General features: G+C 56.5%; 14 protein-coding genes. 9 read left to right on the top strand and 5 right to left on the bottom strand.

Going from position 1 to position 15788, the window contains the following annotated elements; translation table 11 throughout:
* Positions 1–121 precede the first annotated feature (121 nt).
* Positions 122–472: a hypothetical protein gene (locus tag ACR0B3_RS08515; protein ID WP_480808677.1), complete on the bottom strand. Its 351-nt coding sequence runs from the start codon at positions 470–472 to the stop codon at positions 122–124.
* A gap of 1091 nt (positions 473–1563) precedes the next feature.
* Here ACR0B3_RS08515 and ACR0B3_RS08510 point away from each other — a divergent pair.
* Positions 1564–2067, top strand: a complete 504-nt coding sequence (locus ACR0B3_RS08510) for a hypothetical protein (protein ID WP_480808676.1) — start codon at positions 1564–1566, stop codon at positions 2065–2067.
* Between the two features lie 209 nt (positions 2068–2276).
* Positions 2277–2897, top strand: a complete 621-nt coding sequence (gene rpsD / locus ACR0B3_RS08505; protein WP_170683418.1) for a 30S ribosomal protein S4 — start codon at positions 2277–2279, stop codon at positions 2895–2897.
* Positions 2898–3022: 125 nt separating this feature from the next.
* Here rpsD and ACR0B3_RS08500 read toward each other — a convergent pair whose 3' ends face one another.
* Complete coding sequence (locus tag ACR0B3_RS08500) at positions 3023–3484, bottom strand: Lrp/AsnC family transcriptional regulator (RefSeq protein ID WP_480808675.1); 462 nt, start codon at positions 3482–3484, stop codon at positions 3023–3025.
* 103 nt (positions 3485–3587) lie between these two features.
* Between ACR0B3_RS08500 and ACR0B3_RS08495 the strand changes: the two genes are divergently transcribed.
* The 4 genes from ACR0B3_RS08495 to ACR0B3_RS08480 all read left to right on the top strand — a co-directional run bounded on the left by ACR0B3_RS08495 (position 3588) and on the right by ACR0B3_RS08480 (position 7889).
* Positions 3588–5003 (top strand): aminotransferase class V-fold PLP-dependent enzyme, encoded by a 1416-nt coding sequence (locus ACR0B3_RS08495; protein ID WP_480808674.1) that lies wholly within the window; start codon positions 3588–3590, stop codon positions 5001–5003.
* A gap of 65 nt (positions 5004–5068) precedes the next feature.
* A complete protein-coding gene (gene hisC / locus ACR0B3_RS08490) occupies positions 5069–6154 on the top strand; it encodes a histidinol-phosphate transaminase (RefSeq protein ID WP_480808673.1) in 1086 nt (361 codons plus the stop codon).
* Positions 6151–7065, top strand: coding sequence for a prephenate/arogenate dehydrogenase family protein (locus ACR0B3_RS08485; RefSeq protein ID WP_480808672.1), 915 nt, complete (start codon positions 6151–6153; stop codon positions 7063–7065). The genes hisC and ACR0B3_RS08485 overlap by 4 nt, the downstream gene beginning before the upstream one ends.
* Before the next feature lie 2 nt (positions 7066–7067).
* Positions 7068–7889, top strand: coding sequence for an extensin-like domain-containing protein (locus tag ACR0B3_RS08480; RefSeq protein WP_480808671.1), 822 nt, complete (start codon positions 7068–7070; stop codon positions 7887–7889).
* Here ACR0B3_RS08480 and ACR0B3_RS08475 read toward each other — a convergent pair.
* The gene (locus ACR0B3_RS08475; RefSeq protein WP_480808670.1) at positions 7886–8887 is read right to left on the bottom strand and encodes a DUF2125 domain-containing protein; all 1002 of its coding nucleotides are present in this window, start codon (positions 8885–8887) and stop codon (positions 7886–7888) included. The genes ACR0B3_RS08480 and ACR0B3_RS08475 overlap by 4 nt on opposite strands.
* A gap of 67 nt (positions 8888–8954) precedes the next feature.
* On the opposite strand from ACR0B3_RS08475, the gene ACR0B3_RS08470 reads away from it, so the two are divergent.
* From ACR0B3_RS08470 to ACR0B3_RS08460, 3 genes are all read left to right on the top strand, one after another.
* On the top strand, positions 8955–9485 hold the full coding sequence (locus ACR0B3_RS08470) for a gamma-glutamylcyclotransferase (protein WP_480808669.1): 531 nt from the start codon (positions 8955–8957) through the stop codon (positions 9483–9485).
* A 68-nt stretch (positions 9486–9553) separates the two neighbouring features.
* On the top strand, positions 9554–10732 hold the full coding sequence (locus ACR0B3_RS08465; protein WP_170683410.1) for a biopolymer transporter ExbB: 1179 nt from the start codon (positions 9554–9556) through the stop codon (positions 10730–10732).
* A 3-nt stretch (positions 10733–10735) separates the two neighbouring features.
* The gene (locus ACR0B3_RS08460) at positions 10736–12415 is read left to right on the top strand and encodes a peptidoglycan -binding protein (RefSeq protein ID WP_480808668.1); all 1680 of its coding nucleotides are present in this window, start codon (positions 10736–10738) and stop codon (positions 12413–12415) included.
* Between the two features lie 3 nt (positions 12416–12418).
* On the opposite strand, the gene ACR0B3_RS08455 is transcribed toward ACR0B3_RS08460, so the two are convergent.
* Together ACR0B3_RS08455 and clpA are read right to left on the bottom strand one after the other, a co-directional pair.
* Positions 12419–13357, bottom strand: coding sequence for a M23 family metallopeptidase (locus tag ACR0B3_RS08455; protein WP_480808667.1), 939 nt, complete (start codon positions 13355–13357; stop codon positions 12419–12421).
* A gap of 20 nt (positions 13358–13377) precedes the next feature.
* Positions 13378–15702 (bottom strand): ATP-dependent Clp protease ATP-binding subunit ClpA, encoded by a 2325-nt coding sequence (gene clpA, locus ACR0B3_RS08450; RefSeq protein WP_480808666.1) that lies wholly within the window; start codon positions 15700–15702, stop codon positions 13378–13380.
* Positions 15703–15788 lie beyond the last annotated feature (86 nt).

Below are 15788 nucleotides of genomic sequence, written 5' to 3'. Positions count from 1 at the left end.
GTTGGAAGTGTACCCAGAAAAAGGGGAGAGAATGCTCACACGTTCACATGATGCGAACCATAATTATGCCCTTGGCCGAGTAAGACGGGTTTATTTACATTTCGCTGCCGTCTGAGGCCGCCTAGTGCTCGCCTGCACCATCCGAAAAGAACACCACTGAAATGCGCTGTCCGATTGCGGGTTCGTGGTCGCGTGAAACATGTTCTGCTTCCTCGATGACCCGGACCATCTTTTCATGGATCTTAGCGGGCGCCTGATGATCGCTTTCGAGCTTTTCCAGGATAACCTGAAGCGCGATGTACCCCTTGGGAAGATCCTCATAGGCGAAGCTGTCACGCACTTCGTGTTTTGCTTGTTCCCAGAAGGGATCAAGCTCACGGCTCCACGCCTCGCACACCATTTCCACGGCCGGTAGTGAAAGATGGCCAAACCACTCTTGGTCACTGAGTTCGATACCGTCTTTGCGTCCCATGGCCTCAAGTTCCAGTCAGTGTTGGTGAACCTCGAAGAAGTCGCGAAAAAACTTGGCGTGAAGGCCGGCCAACCGGGACTAACAATCTCGGAGGCGTCACATGAGATTCTTGTCCCTACAAAAACCGTTCAGTTTCTGTTGCGGGCAAGTGATCCAGATGGTCACTCAGCACTCAAGTCGTGCGGCCAAGTACGTCACATGGGGAAATTGCACGATCTGGTCGATCAAGAAAGCTTGCGCGTTTTCAAAGCCCGATATCGCAAACTGTCTCAGATCGATGGTTTCTGGGTTCGTAATCCAAACCGTCTACGCAATGAGTTGGCCTCCAGAGGTCTTAGACCGATGTGGGATCCTGAGGTTGCTGGTGCCGAGCTCTACCGGGTCTCCGACCTCTAACGACAAATCCTACAGGTTTTCGACCTAGATCGCTCTATTGAGCGGTCTTTTTTTGTTGCAAGTGATCTTTTCTGTGGGCGGGAATGACCTTGTGGTATGGGCCATCTGGCAGCCGATTACAAAGTTTCCATTGTTTTTTCACTAATATCGAACGGTCACTCGTCTATGTGTGGTTCTAATGGGTTGGTGCTTCAGGTGCGAGACCAACGCAAATGTACTGGTAATGTCAGGCACAACAAAGAAAAGGCTTCGCAATAAAGTCAGACAGATATCGGGGTTGCGATTGCACGGGTTCGTCAAAACGATGTTGAATTCAAAAAAATTGCCGCCAAGGATGCTGCTTTTCTGGCCCAGCATTTCTGAAGGTTATGATTGTTTCCGTATGCGCCTATTGTTGATCTCGGCAGCAAGATAACGGCATTCCGCAATAACAAAGGCATTTTTTGATGGTTCGCATCACCATCTATTTTAAAAAAAGGCCAATTGGCTTTGCAAGCTCTAAAGCGATGAAATTACAGTTCGGATCCCAAGTTTGTGAACCGGGGTTCAGCAAGGCACATGAATAAAGTATCAATTTGGGGCTGTTCTTTAGCAACATTTACGTGATTGCTGCATTTCAGTCTCTTTTCCGCCCATTTTTTCGTTGATACACAATCAAAGTTACTTGTTAGATGAGTAAAAGTGCGGGCGGATAAATGAGAACCGGTAATAACGGTCACGTAGCAGTATTTTGGTCTCAGACTGAAGTCGACGGGCTTGAGGCAGCGCCTCTGGCCCATTTGGTTGTTGGAAGCTCTTGGTCCTGGCGGGGGCGCGCGATTCAGTTGGCTGCGAATGCTGAGTGTTTATCTCAGCGTGCTGATGGCGGCGGGCTTGTGTCTATGCTAGCGGCTAGAGCATGTGTCGTGGCCCTGAACTCAATCAACGAATGTGCGAGGATAGAGCTGTCAAACGGTGCCCAGACCTTTGGTGCGGAACTGGTGCGCGCAGATGGTGAAGCGTCGCTGGTGCTGGTGTTCGACGATGGGTGCCCCGAGCCGGGACAGGAGTTCTGGGTCAGCGCAGCCGCCTCACAGATTGAACCGGTCGAGATTGACAGCGGTTACGACAGCAACGTTGTCGCCTTCCCTGCGGCAAGTGCGGGTGTAAATACTGTGCCGGTAAGCATGACAAGTGCCGCCGGTTGGGCTGCTGAATAAAGGCACTTATCAGAATTCTTCCAAGCCAGGACAGAAATGTCATAGCTCAGCACTGTGACGTGTTGACTCTGGGCAATGCACAGATATAAGCGCGGCTTCATTGGTGTTGGTGGCCCCCGCAAGGGGATGCCTGTCATGAGGGAAACCTCAAGAGGACAACGCCCTTCATAGTGGCCCGTAGGGCCTCGATCAAACGAAGGAGATCAGCCGTGACCAAACGCACGTCTGCCAAGTACAAAATCGACCGCCGGATGGGCGAAAACATCTGGGGTCGTCCGAAATCCCCGGTCAACCGTCGCGAATACGGCCCCGGCCAGCACGGCCAGCGCCGCAAGGGCAAACTGTCTGACTTCGGTCTGCAGCTGCGTGCCAAGCAGAAGCTGAAAGGTTACTACGGCGACCTGACCGAGAAGCAGTTCCGCCGCATTTATGCCGAAGCCGAGCGTGTCAAAGGCGACACCGGTGAAAACCTGATCGGTCTGCTTGAGCGCCGTCTGGACGCCGTTGTCTACCGCGCCAAGTTCGTTCCGACCGTGTTTGCCGCACGTCAGTTCGTGAACCACGGCCACGTCAAAGTGAACGGCAAGCGGGTCAACATCCCCAGCTACCGCGTCAAAGAAGGCGATGTGATCGAAGTGCGCGACAAGTCCAAGCAACTGGCCATTGTTCTGGAAGCCGCTGCATTGGCTGAACGTGACGTGCCTGATTACATCGACGCCGATCATTCGAAAATGACCGCAACCTTCGTCCGCGCACCGGGCCTGAGCGATGTGCCTTATCCGGTCATGATGGAACCGAACCTGGTTGTTGAATTCTACGCGAAGAACTAATCTTCGCCGATGTACCGAATTCGAAAGGCCGCGCGTTCAGCGCGGTCTTTTTTTGTTTAAGGGGGCTCTGCCCCCGGCGCTGCGCGCCGCCCCCCGAGATATTTTTGGCCAGATGAAGGCGCGGATCAGAGGGGTAAAGGGCGGCCTTCGGCGATGGCCTCCATCGCGAAGTAAGATGTGACGCTGTCCAACTCAACTTTCTCGATGAGGCGCTGGTACACCTTGTCATAAGATGTCATATCTTGGGTGACGACTTTCAACTGATAGTCGTAGTCACCACCAATTCTGTGAAAGTCGACCACTTCGGGTATGGTCAGGACATGTCTGCGGAACGCCTGCAGCCATTCGGTCGAATGGTGGCGCGTACGCAGCATGACGAAGACCACCATATTCAATCCCAGTTTTTCCCTCGCGATCCGCGCAGTTGAACCTTGCAGGACACCTTCGTCGTTCAGGGCTTTCAATCGGCGCCAGCAGGCGTTTTGGGACAGGCCGGCTCGGTCCGCCAATTCCCGCTGTGATAGTGTGGCGTCCTTTTGCAGCTCTTTCAGCAGACGAGTGTCGATCTGATCTAATTTTTTCTCCATATTGAAGCATATGACACAAAATTTGGTTTCAGAAGGAAAAAATAGGGGAAGTTTCTCCGTCGCTGAGCAATCACATTGAGTTTAGCAATATGGAGCTTGTGTTATGATCTTGTCCAACTTTCGCGCAGAAATACAAACTGCCGCTCACGGAAATACTCTGCGTGATGGGCTGATCGGTGAGGGAGTACTCATCCCGGGTCTGCACAAGGACGTACCGCTTGTTTATGCGGATTACGTCGCCTCGGGCCGCGCGTTGCGGCAGGTCGAGGATTTTGTGGCTGCGCATGTGTTGCCGTTTTATGCCAACAGCCATACCGAAGCCTCCTATTGCGGATCCTACATGACCCGTCTGCGCCGCGAGGCGCGGGCCGAGATCGCTCGGATCGTTGGCGCCGGGGAAGGGGACGCGGTGATATTTGCCGGGTCTGGCGCCACTGCGGGTCTTAACCGGCTGGTCAGTCTGCTGGGAGTGCAAGAGGCTGATCAGCCGGTCGTTTTGATCGGGCCATATGAGCATCATTCGAACATTCTGCCGTGGCGGGAGAGCAAGGCAAAGGTGATTGAAATTCCCGAAGCTGCTGAGGGTGGGCCCGACATGCGGATGCTTGAGGCTGCGTTGGTCGAGCATGTGAGCTCAGACCTGTTGATTGGATCATTTTCAGCGGCGTCAAACGTCACTGGTATTATCACCGATCCAGATCCGGTCACTCGGTTGCTGAAAGAGCATGGTGCTTTGGCGGTTTGGGATTACGCAGGCGCCGGTCCTTATCTGCCGATGGATATGGGGCCGGAGGATGCCCGCAAGGATGCAATTGTCGTTTCTCCGCACAAATTTCCGGGAGGGCCGGGGGCATCCGGCGTTCTGGTGGTGAATCAGGACGCCGTTCAGCGGACCTGCCCCAGTTGGCCGGGTGGTGGAACGGTCAGCTTTGTTTCACCCTGGCGGCACGACTACAGTGCTGATCTGGCAACGCGGGAGGAGGCGGGAACCCCGAATGTTATCGGAGACATTCGCGCAGCCCTTGCCTTCATCGTGAAAGACGCCGTTGGTACAGATGAGATCGCAAAGCGCGAGGCGCTTTACAACAAGATGGCTTTGGACGGTTGGTCAGGCAATCCTCATCTGACATTGCTGGGCACCGAGAACACTCACCGCCTGCCGATCTATTCGTTCCTTGTGCGTGATCGGCAGGGGAAGCCGGTGCATCAACAGCTGTTTACGCGAATGCTCAGCGACATCTATGGCATTCAGGCGCGTGGAGGCTGTGCCTGCGCCGGACCGTATGCGCATCGCCTGCTTGGGATCGGCCGCGCAACTTCGGAAGAGCTGCACGCATCCTTGTCAGCAGGCGAAGAGATGAAGAAACCCGGTTGGGTACGGCTGAATTTCTCGTACCTGATGAGCGAGGAGACCGTTCGCTTCATCATCGACAGCGTCAACGAACTGTCCGATCGCACCGAGGAATTCGCGCCATTCTACAACGCTGACCCGGCGACGGCGCGCTTCAAGGCGGCGTGACGGAATTGCTGCTTTTCTCAACGCTATGAGACGGGTATGAGGGGCTCCAGAATACGGAGCCTCTTATGAACAAGATCACCCCACAACCCGGCATTATGGACATCGCGCTGTATCAGGGCGGTCAGTCGCATGTGGCAGGGGTGTTGCGTGTGATCAAATTAAGTTCCAACGAAAATCCGTTTGGCCCTAGTCCCAAGGCGATTGAAGCTGTCCGCGACAGCGCTGCGACCCTGCATCGTTATCCCAGCACTGACCACGCCAGCCTGCGCGCGGCCATTGGCACGCGTCACCAGTTGGACCCTGCGCGGATTATCTGTGGAGTTGGCAGTGACGAGGTGTTGCAGTTCATCGCTCAGGCTTATGCAGGGCCGGGGGATGAAGTAATCTATACCGAGCACGGGTTTTCCATGTACCCGATCATTGCCCGGATGGCAGGTGCGACACCCGTCATGGTGCCGGAAAAGGACCGGTGCGTCGATGTGGACAACATTCTTGCAGCGGTCAACGACAAGACGCGGATTGTGTTCGTGACCAATCCGGGTAACCCAACTTCGACCATGATCGGCCAAGCGGAACTGACGCGTCTGGCCGAGGCGTTGCCGCAGACCTGCCTAATGGTGATTGACGGCGCTTACGCGGAATTTGTCGCAGATTTTGATGGTGGTGCATCTTTGGTGGACCGGTTTGAGAATGTGATCATGACGCGCACATTCTCGAAAATTTACGGGCTGGGCGGGATGCGTGTCGGCTGGGGATATGCGCCGCAGCCGATCATCGATGTGCTCAACCGTGTGCGCCAGCCGTTCAACCTGTCATTGACGGCATTGGCCGCTGCTGAGGCTGCAATCAACGATGAGGAATATCTGACATTCTGCCACTCTGAAAACGCGCGATTGCGCAGGTGGCTGGCGGATGAGCTGTCGAAAATCGGTGTGCCTTCTGATCCATCCTATACCAACTTCATCCTCGCGCGTTTTGGCGATCAGGCCGAAGCTGAGGCCTGCGACGACTATCTGAAATCCGAAGGACTGATCGTGCGTCGAGTTGCAGGTTACAACCTACCAAATGCGCTGCGGATCACTGTTGGAGACGAGGAGGCATGCCGCCTTGTCGTCAAAGCGATCACAGAATTCAAAGAGGGCGCAGCATGAGCCAGATTTATGACCGCGTCTCGCTGATCGGGCTTGGCCTGATCGCATCATCCATGTTCTGGGCGATCAAACGTGCGGGCCTAGCGGCTGAAGTGACCGGCTATGCGAGGTCTGAGGCAACACGGGACACCGCGCGCAAGATCGGTCTTTGCGACAAAGTCTGCGACAGCGCGCGCGAGGCAGTCGAAGGTGCCGATCTGGTTGTTCTCTGTGTGCCCGTTGGGGCGATGGGGGCTGTGGCCGCTGATATCGCGCCTGTGCTGAAACCCGGAGCTACGGTCAGCGATGTGGGTTCGGTCAAGCGCCATGTGATACAGGCGGTCTTGCCCCATATACCCGAAGGTGTGCATTTCATCCCGGCCCACCCTTTGGCAGGGACCGAACATTCGGGCCCGGAATCCGGGTTTGCCGAACTATTTGACAATCGCTGGAACCTGATCGTGCCTGTTGAAGGGTCAGACCCGGATGCGGTGGCCCGTCTGCGTGATTTCTGGGAGGGTATGGGTGCAAATGTTGATGAGATGGACGCCGATCACCACGATCTGGTGCTGGCGGTCACATCGCATGCGCCGCACTTGATTGCCTACACGATGGTTGGGGTCGCGGATGATCTTCGGCGGGTCACGGATACCGAGGTGATCAAATACTCTGCTGCGGGTTTTCGAGACTTTACAAGGATTGCAGCCTCGGACCCGACCATGTGGCGTGATGTGTTCTTGACCAACAAAGACGCCACTCTGGAGATTCTCGGACGATTCACAGAAGAACTCTTTGCACTTCAACGCGCTATCCGGACAGGTGACGGAGAGCAATTGTTCGACTATTTTACGCGCACACGGGCAATCCGCCGAGGCATTATCGATGCTGGGCAGGACACGGATGCGCCAGATTTTGGGCGGGGAAAGACATAGACATGAGAGGCTTGGGCAGCTGCATTTTGGTGGGTTTCGCCGTATTGGTGGCGACGACTGCAAACGCTGCTGCGCCCGAATCTTCGCTGGTGCCGTTGACACGCCCTGTAAATACCGAAGTGGTCGCAGCGGTTGTCACACCCAATATCCGTCCAGTCTTAAGGCCCGCGTCACCGCAAGTAACAGCGGCCGCAGCTCGCCCTGCTGCTCTTCCATTGCTAGGGCCTGAGAATTCAATCAGGCCGTTTGTGCGCCCGGAAGAGTTGGAGCAGCGTGTCTTTCTCAAGAAACGAAAGCTTCGCAAGGGCTCGGTCTGTGGTGACATTGACATTCAGGGCAAAGCCGTCGGGCGCGTAAAGGGCAATATCAAAGCCTGTGGGATCAAGGAAGCGGTTCAGATCACTTCGGTCTCGGGTGTCAAGCTAAGCCGCCCGTCAACGATGGATTGCGGCACGGCGCAGGCGTTGAACAAATGGGTCGATAAAACTGTCAAACCCGCGTTCAAACGACGCGGCCCGTTGGTTGAGCTGCAGGTCGCAGCACATTACGCCTGTCGGACACGGAACAATCGTAAAGGGGCGCGGATTTCCGAACATGGCAAGGGGCGTGCCATTGATATCTCAGGCTTCAAGATGGCCGATGGCGAGGTCGTGACCGTCTTGAATGGCTGGCGCAAGAATCCGTCCAAGAAGCAATTGACCAAAGTCTGGCGCGGTGCGTGTGGGCCGTTTGGTACGGTGCTCGGTCCAAATTCAGATCGCTATCATCGGGATCATTTCCACCTTGATACGGCGCGCTATCGCAGCGGTACCTATTGTCGTTAGCGCAGAACCAGACGGGGCGCAGGCCCTAGCGGCAGCGGCCCCAAGGCGACGAACCCGTCGCGGAAATTCAGTTGTAGATCCAACGCATTTGGGTTGCCGCCCAATCCCGCCATGAACCCCAAAGCGCGGGTCACCGGATCAACCGCCTGATCGGGCAGCGCACCTGCGGCGTTGGCCATTGCGATCATGTCGCGCCAGTTTTCGGCCTTCATGGCGATTTCACCGGTTGGAATGCCCTGTTCGTCAACATCCAGTTTTCCGGTGGCGAACAGGCGCAACTCGCCCCATTTCACCTCCGCCAACCGCAGATCGATCTCGACGGGCTGTGGGCGGCGCTGTTCAAGCGCGGTGCGATCCCAAGGTTTGTCGAAGGTGACAAACATATCCATTTCCAGCGTTTGGAAGGACTGCGGCAGAGTTGAGGCTGAGCGCATCAGGCGTCGCAGGTCATCTCCGGGTGTGAACCCGTCGATCTTGGCAGCGATCCCATAGCTTTCAGGGGCGCCAGATTGCTCCATCACGAGGCTTAGCGTTTGGCCGCCAGCTTGAGGGTCGCCTTCGGTGGTCAGCAGCCAACGTTCAGAGGTCAACGCCATTTTCTCAAGAACCAGGGCGACGCCGGGTTGCAAATGCAGTTCGGCTTGCAATTCTTCGGCCTGAACAGTCGTGGTCTGGTCGAAATAAGACAGCCGCTGCGGTGTGCTGGCAAATCGCAGCATCTGGCGACCGGGCCAGATTGCGGGGCTTTGGAACTCGATCCAGTCTGCGCTCCAAGCTGTTCCGTTAACGGGATCGGCCAAGGCCGGGTTGTTCAGGCGCGTAATGTGCTGAAGCGGATAACCGGCGGTCGTGACATCCGAGAATTCGGCCTGCCAGCCCAATTCCTGCTGCCGATCAAACCAACCGGTTAGGGCGTTACGCAGCCCGTAACCGGCGACAAACCAATAGGCGCTCCAAGCAAGGGCGACAAATACAAGTACGCGTGTCAGACGGCGCATGATGAATGGCCCTTTTTCCTGCCTCAGATTTGATGTTTATAGGGCCAAACAGGCAAGGACCAGTGCAATGACGATGTGGGTATTCGGATATGGATCGCTTCTGTGGAACCCCGGCTTTCCGGTGGCTCGCAGCGAACGTGCCACGCTGCATGGATATGCGCGGTCCTTTTGCATGCGCTCGATTCACCATCGCGGAACCGAAGAGGCGCCTGGTCTGGTTCTGGCACTGGACGAACAGCCCGACGCGCGCTGCACCGGATTGGCTTTGGCCGTCGAAGCGGGGCACGAAGACCGCACGCTGGCCGAGCTGCGTGAGCGCGAACTAATCTCATCCGCCTATCTTGAACGGATGCTGGATGTACATCTGGATTGCGGGACGACTGTGAACGCAGTGACATACGTGATTGATGCGCACCACGTTCAGTACTGTGGTGGGTTACCATTGGAAGAGCAGGCTCAGATCATCGCAAACGCAGTTGGCGGGCGCGGGCCAAACACCGAATATCTCTATAACACGGCGTCGCATTTGACCGAGATTGGGTTGCACGACCCAGACCTTGAGTGGTTGTCGCAACGGGTGCGCACAATCAGCGCATAAACTCTTGGCGTCTAGGGTGGAACTTCGATAGGTTCAGCCCAGAGCAGACAATACCAGGAGCCACGCGCATGGCGCAGGCACAACAGGTCGTGAGACCACATTTCTCACAACCGATCCGTCAAATCTTGATGATGCTGATCGCAATAGGGCTTTCAGGGCTTGGCGTGTTTATGGCGTTGCCATACGTGCTGCCGGTTATTCAGGCTAACCTGTACCTGAACGGGTTTATCCTGCTGGTCTTTGTCATCGGCGTTGCGGCCTGTTTCCTGCAGGTCACGCAGTTGATTGGTTCAGTACGCTGGATCGAAGCTTTCATCGGCGGGGTCGAGCGGGACGATGCGCGCCCTCCGCAACTGCTGGCACCGCTCGCCTCATTGTTACGGGAACGTGGCGCGCGATCGCAGATAAGCTCCAGCTCCACACGGTCCATTCTGGATTCAGTCGCCGAACGGGTTGAAGAAGAACGTGAAATCACGCGCTACATCACCAATGTTCTGATTTACCTTGGTCTTTTGGGAACGTTCTTTGGCTTGGCCACCACCGTTCCTGCCATTGTCGACACAATTCGCAGCCTGAACCCGCAAGAGGGGGAGGAAGGCCTCGCGGTCTTTAACCGCTTGATGACAGGGCTGGAATCTCAGCTGCAGGGCATGGGCGTTGCGTTTGGGTCGTCTTTGCTGGGGCTGGCCGGTTCGCTGATCGTCGGCTTGCTGGAACTGTTCGCGGGCCATGGCCAGAACCGGTTCTACCGTGAGCTAGAGGAATGGCTGTCCTCGATCACACGAGTCGGCTTTGCTGCAGGCGATGAAGGCGGTGCGGAACTGGCCGTGCTGACGCCGGTTCTGGACGCGATGTCTGAACAAATGGATGCGCTTCAAGATATGTTCGCGGCGCAAGAGGTTGATCGGATCAACGTCTCAACCAAGCTGGGTCAACTGGTCGATGTGATAGGGGAAATGAATCAACGGCAGGCCCAAACCGAAGGTGTGACTGCTGCGTTGGAGCGCGTCGCGCTGGGGCAGGATGCTTTGTTGGATCACATGCGCGAACATGGTGCGGGCGAAGGGATCGATGCGGAAAGCCGAATGCGCCTGCGATCTATGGACGTTCAGTTGCTGCGTATCCTTGAAGAGATTTCGGCAGGCCGTCAGGACAGCATGAATGAGCTGCGCAAAGATTTTGAACTGCTGGTCAAAGCGCTGACCCTTCCGCGGGGCGCAGTGCGAACGCCTCCGGAAGGAGAGTAAAAGATGGCTCTCTCTCGTCGCACTGGTCAACGGTTCTCGGGCTCGGTCTGGCCCGGTTTCGTGGATGCGATGACGGGTTTGCTGATGGTGCTGACCTTTGTGCTGACCATCTTCATGATCGTCCAGTTTGTGCTGCGCGAGACCATCTCGGGCCAGGAAGATGAACTGACCGCGCTGTCCGATGAAATCGCAGCCCTGGCAGGGGCTTTGGGGCTGGAAGAACGAGAGAACAGCCGACTCCAAGCGCGTCTGGGAAACCTGAATGCGACCCTGAACGAGGTCGAGGGTGATCTTGCGCAGGCGCAGACCCGCATCACCGATTTTGAAGCACAAGTTGCAGCACTGTTGGCGGATCAGGAACGCGCGCAAGGGGATATTGCTGCGCTTGAGACGCAGCGCGATGAGTTGCTGAACGAACAAGATGCATTAAATCTGGCCCTTGCCCAAAGCCGACAGGAAATCGACGCCCAGGCCGAGGCCGCGCGTCTCGCCGCTGCGCGGCGTGAGGCGCTTGAGGCTTTGGTTGCTGACCTTGAGGCGACCGAAGGTGCTCAGGCTGCTCAAATCTCCGAATTAGAGCAGCAACTGACCGACGAAGAAGCCGCCCGCTTGGCTGAAGCAGCGGCCGCTGAAGCGTTGCGAAATCGTTTGCAGGACGCGGATGCTGAACTGACCGCGATGACCTTGGCGTTAGAAGCGCAGCGGCAAGAGGCAGAAGAAACTCTGACCTTGCTGGCCGCAGCGCAGGCTGCAAAGGCCGAGCTTGAGCGACAGTTTGGTGAGATCAACGCAGACGAGTTGCGGGCTCAATTGCAGGCCGCTCTCGAGGCGCAAACACAAGCGCAAGCAAATGCTGACGAACAAAGATCGCTTGCCGAAGAGCGCGCGGCGCTGCTGGCTATTGCCGAGAATGCGCTTGCGTCCGAACAGGAGGTCTCGACCGAAGCGCAACGCCAGACTGCGCTGCTCAATCAGCAGATGGCCGCCCTGCGAAACCAGCTTGGATCGCTTCAGGCGCTTTTGGATGATTATGAAGAACGGAATGCGTCTGCCGAGATTCAGATTCAGACATTGGGTCAGGATCTGAACGCAGCACTGGCCCGGGCCGCCTCGGAAGAGCGCCGCCGCCGACTGCTGGAAGAGGCTGAGCGTATTCGGCTGGAAGCCGAGGCCGAGGCATTGGCGGGCCAAAATCAGGAGCTGGCTGCACAGGCTGAAGATTTACAGCGCTATCGCTCGGAATTCTTCGGACGGCTTCGGGATGTTCTGGGCGATCAGGATGGTGTGCGTATTGAAGGCGATCGTTTCGTGTTCTCATCGGAGGTATTGTTTGCAACGGGGTCCGCGAACCTCTCAGCCGAGGGTCGTCAGGAAGTTGCGAAAGTGGCAAATATCCTGCGCAGCGTTGCCGCCGAAATTCCCGAAGGCTTGAACTGGGTTATCCGTGTGGATGGGCATACCGACAACGTGCCCCTTGGCGGTGCTGGACGCTATCGCGACAATTGGGAGCTAAGCCAAGGCCGCGCCCTTTCAGTGGTGCGCTACATGGTCGATGCGCTAGGCATTCCGCCAGATCGGCTGGCCGCCAACGGGTTTGGTGAGTTCCAGCCCGTCAATCCGGAAGACACGCCTGAGGCGCGCGCCCAAAACCGTCGGATCGAGTTGAAATTGACAGAGCGATAAAGCTCAACGAACGTTAACTGACACTGTCTTTTGGCTTATCTCGTTTCCGTCGCGGATCAACGTTACCGCGCCTCGATATTCACCGGGAGTCCAACGTGCGCCCGATAATCGCCGCCCGGTCGCACGAAAGAGTTGCGCCTGCGTTTTCTCCAACTCCACATCTTGAGAAAGGAACTCTCCCTCTGGCCCGAAAACTTCAAGCCGCATGACATCCCCAGCGCGGCCACCGTAGGCGTGGCCGAATAACACAATCGCGCCGGCGGATTTAGGCAGATTGGTCACCGCAGCGGTTCCAGCCAGCACCGCCTCATATGATGGAATGTCTTGCGAGAACCCAACCGAGAGAAGGCCAGATGAAACATACTCAAGCGGATTCGCCCAAAGAGTAGGGCCTGACGTTTCGCAACCATCACTGCCGTTTGGAACAAATGGATCGACAGTACGGCCATCTTTACGGACCGACAGATGCAGATGCGGAAACTGAGTTTTCCCGCTTAACCCGATCTTGCCCAGAACCGTGCCTGAGCTTACAAAGTCATCAGGTGCAACCTCGACAGTACCGCGCATCAAGTGGCAGTACTGTGTTTCCCAGCCATCGTCATGCGCTATTACGACCCCATTGCCACATTCGCGGTTCTCAATATTGTTTGGGGCATTCGGGTCGAATTTCTTATCGAGAACCCCATCTCGAACCGCGCGGACGACGCCTGGCGCCGCGGCAAGAACATCAACCCTGTTCTCCATTTCCGCAAGCGTAGGCAGACCGAAATCCGTACCCTTGTGACCGTCATAAGTTAGCGGACCGCAGCTAAAATCACGGTACTCGCCGGCCGGAGTGTGATCGACGTAGTTTTGGATGTGGCAGATTTCACCCAGTTTGCAGTCTACGGGCAATTCAAGAAGAAATTCGCTCGCTGCCGGAGAGGCAGCGAGCAATAGCATTCCGAAATATACCGACCGCATCAATCCGCAGTTAGCAACGGTGGTTTGTCGCCCGGTATGCGCGGCTGATCGGGCCCCAGGATTTCCAGGTTCAACTCGCCCTTTTTGACCGAGACGCGGACCACGCCGCCTTTGGCCAGTTTTCCGAACAGAAGTTCCTCGGCCAACGGCTTTTTGATGTGCTCCTGAATGACACGGCCCAGTGGGCGCGCACCCATTTTGTCGTCATACCCTTTGTCAGCCAGCCATTCGGCAGCGCGGGGTGTCAGATCGATGGTCACGCCACGATCCAGCAACTGCGCTTCCAACTGCAGAACGAACTTTTCGACGACCTGTAGAATGACCTCTTTCGGCAGCGGCGCAAATGAGATCACGGCGTCCAGACGATTGCGGAATTCCGGCGTGAACATGCGTTCGATGGCAGCGGTGTCTTCACCCTCGCGGCGGTCGCGGGCAAAGCCGATCGCGGCTTTGGCTTGTTCCTGAGCCCCAGCGTTCGAGGTCATTATCAGCACCACGTTGCGGAAGTTCACAGTGCGCCCGTTATGGTCGGTCAACTCACCATGGTCCATCACTTGCAATAGGATGTTGAACACATCCGGGTGCGCCTTTTCGATCTCATCAAGCAGCAGCACACAATGCGGATGCTGGTCGACGCCATCGGTCAGCAGACCGCCCTGATCAAACCCGACATAGCCTGGGGGGGCACCAATCAGGCGGCTGACCGCGTGTTTCTCCATGTATTCCGACATGTCAAAGCGCAGCAGTTCCACACCCAGCGTATCCGCCAGCTGTTTCGCCACCTCGGTTTTACCCACACCGGTCGGGCCAGCGAACAGATAGTTGCCGATGGGTTTTTCGGGCTCTCGCAGACCTGCGCGGGCGAGTTTGATCGCACTGGACAGCGCCTCGATGGCTTCGTCCTGACCAAACACCACCCGTTTCAGAGATGTTTCGAGATCTTTCAGAACCTCGGCATCATCCTTGGTGACGTTTTTGGGCGGGATGCGTGCGATCTTGGCGACCACGGCTTCGATCTCTTTCACGCCGATAGTTTTGCGGCGTTTGCTTTCGGCCAACAAATGCTGCGCCGCGCCAGCTTCATCGATCACGTCGATGGCCTTGTCGGGCAGTTTGCGGTCGTTGATATAGCGCGCCGACAACTCGACCGCGGTCTTGATGGCGTCTGCGGTGTATTTGATCGAGTGATGCTCTTCGAAATAAGGTTTCAGCCCGCGCAGGATTTTGACGCTGTCCTCGACCGAAGGCTCGTTCACGTCGATTTTCTGGAACCGGCGGCTCAGCGCGCGGTCTTTCTCGAAATGCTGACGGAATTCTTTATATGTGGTCGAACCCATGGTCCGCAGCTTGCCGCCCTGCAACGCAGGCTTCAGCAGGTTAGACGCATCCATTGCACCGCCTGACGTCGCCCCCGCACCGATCACCGTGTGAATTTCGTCGATGAAGAGAACCGCATCGGGATGCTCTTCCAACTCGGTGACGACGGCTTTCAGACGCTCTTCGAAATCGCCGCGATAGCGGGTTCCTGCAAGGAGCGCACCCATATCCAGCGAGTAGATGGTGGTTTCCGACAACACATCCGGGGCCTCACCGGCCACAATCTTATGAGCAAGGCCTTCAGCGATGGCGGTTTTGCCAACACCGGGGTCACCCACCAGCAATGGATTGTTTTTGCGCCTGCGGCACAGCACCTGAATGCAGCGTTCAACCTCGTCCGAGCGTCCGATCAAGGGATCAACATCCCCGGCCCGCGATTTGGCGTTCAGGTCTACGCAATATTTACCAAGTGCGCTTTCTTTCTGCTCTGCATCACCGGATGTGGTCTGCGCCTCTTCTTCGGCTTCATCTGCACCTGTCACAGGCCGGTTTTCACCATAGGCTGGGTCTTTTGCGACACCATGTGCGATGAAGTTCACCGCGTCATAGCGCGTCATATCTTGTTCCTGCAGGAAGTAGGCTGCGTTACTTTCGCGTTCTGCAAAGATCGCGACCAGAACATTGGCCCCGGTCACTTCGGTGCGGCCGGAACTTTGAACATGGATCGCGGCGCGCTGAATGACACGTTGGAAGGCGGCTGTGGGCACAGCTTCGGACCCATCGATATCGGTGACCAGATTAGAAAGGTCTTCGTCGATGAATTCGACCAGCGTGCTGCGCAGCTCATCAAGATCTACGCTGCACGCTTTCATGACGCGCACCGCATCGGGTTCTTCCAGCAGCGCCAGAAGCAGATGCTCTAGCGTTGCAAATTCATGTCGCCGTTCATTCGCCGCCGCAAGGGCCGCGTGGATGGCTTGTTCCAGTGTGCTCGAGAATGAAGGCACGCGGGTGCTCCTCTGTATTGGGCCGGAAGGGGGCAGGCTGCAGGCCGGATCCCCATCCCAACCATGTCCTCATACTATTAGAGTTT

It is taken from the genome of Ruegeria sp. CE9 (assembly GCF_056537425.1).
Note: the sequence above shows the minus strand (reverse complement) of the source record. Positions and strands in the feature narration are given on the sequence as shown.

Excerpts from the sequence above, each read along its gene's own strand:
- ACR0B3_RS08470 (WP_480808669.1), top strand. The coding sequence starts at position 8,955 with ATGACGATGTGGGTATTCGGATATGGATCGCTTCTGTGGAACCCCGGC.
- hisC (WP_480808673.1), top strand. The coding sequence starts at position 5,069 with ATGAACAAGATCACCCCACAACCCGGCATTATGGACATCGCGCTGTAT.
- ACR0B3_RS08475 (WP_480808670.1), bottom strand. The coding sequence starts at position 8,887 with ATGCGCCGTCTGACACGCGTACTTGTATTTGTCGCCCTTGCTTGGAGC.
- ACR0B3_RS08480 (WP_480808671.1), top strand. The coding sequence starts at position 7,068 with ATGAGAGGCTTGGGCAGCTGCATTTTGGTGGGTTTCGCCGTATTGGTG.
- ACR0B3_RS08455 (WP_480808667.1), bottom strand. The coding sequence starts at position 13,357 with ATGCTATTGCTCGCTGCCTCTCCGGCAGCGAGCGAATTTCTTCTTGAA.
- ACR0B3_RS08495 (WP_480808674.1), top strand. The coding sequence starts at position 3,588 with ATGATCTTGTCCAACTTTCGCGCAGAAATACAAACTGCCGCTCACGGA.
- ACR0B3_RS08460 (WP_480808668.1), top strand. The coding sequence starts at position 10,736 with ATGGCTCTCTCTCGTCGCACTGGTCAACGGTTCTCGGGCTCGGTCTGG.
- ACR0B3_RS08465 (WP_170683410.1), top strand. The coding sequence starts at position 9,554 with ATGGCGCAGGCACAACAGGTCGTGAGACCACATTTCTCACAACCGATC.
- ACR0B3_RS08500 (WP_480808675.1), bottom strand. The coding sequence starts at position 3,484 with ATGGAGAAAAAATTAGATCAGATCGACACTCGTCTGCTGAAAGAGCTG.
- ACR0B3_RS08515 (WP_480808677.1), bottom strand. The coding sequence starts at position 472 with ATGGGACGCAAAGACGGTATCGAACTCAGTGACCAAGAGTGGTTTGGC.
- ACR0B3_RS08510 (WP_480808676.1), top strand. The coding sequence starts at position 1,564 with ATGAGAACCGGTAATAACGGTCACGTAGCAGTATTTTGGTCTCAGACT.
- ACR0B3_RS08485 (WP_480808672.1), top strand. The coding sequence starts at position 6,151 with ATGAGCCAGATTTATGACCGCGTCTCGCTGATCGGGCTTGGCCTGATC.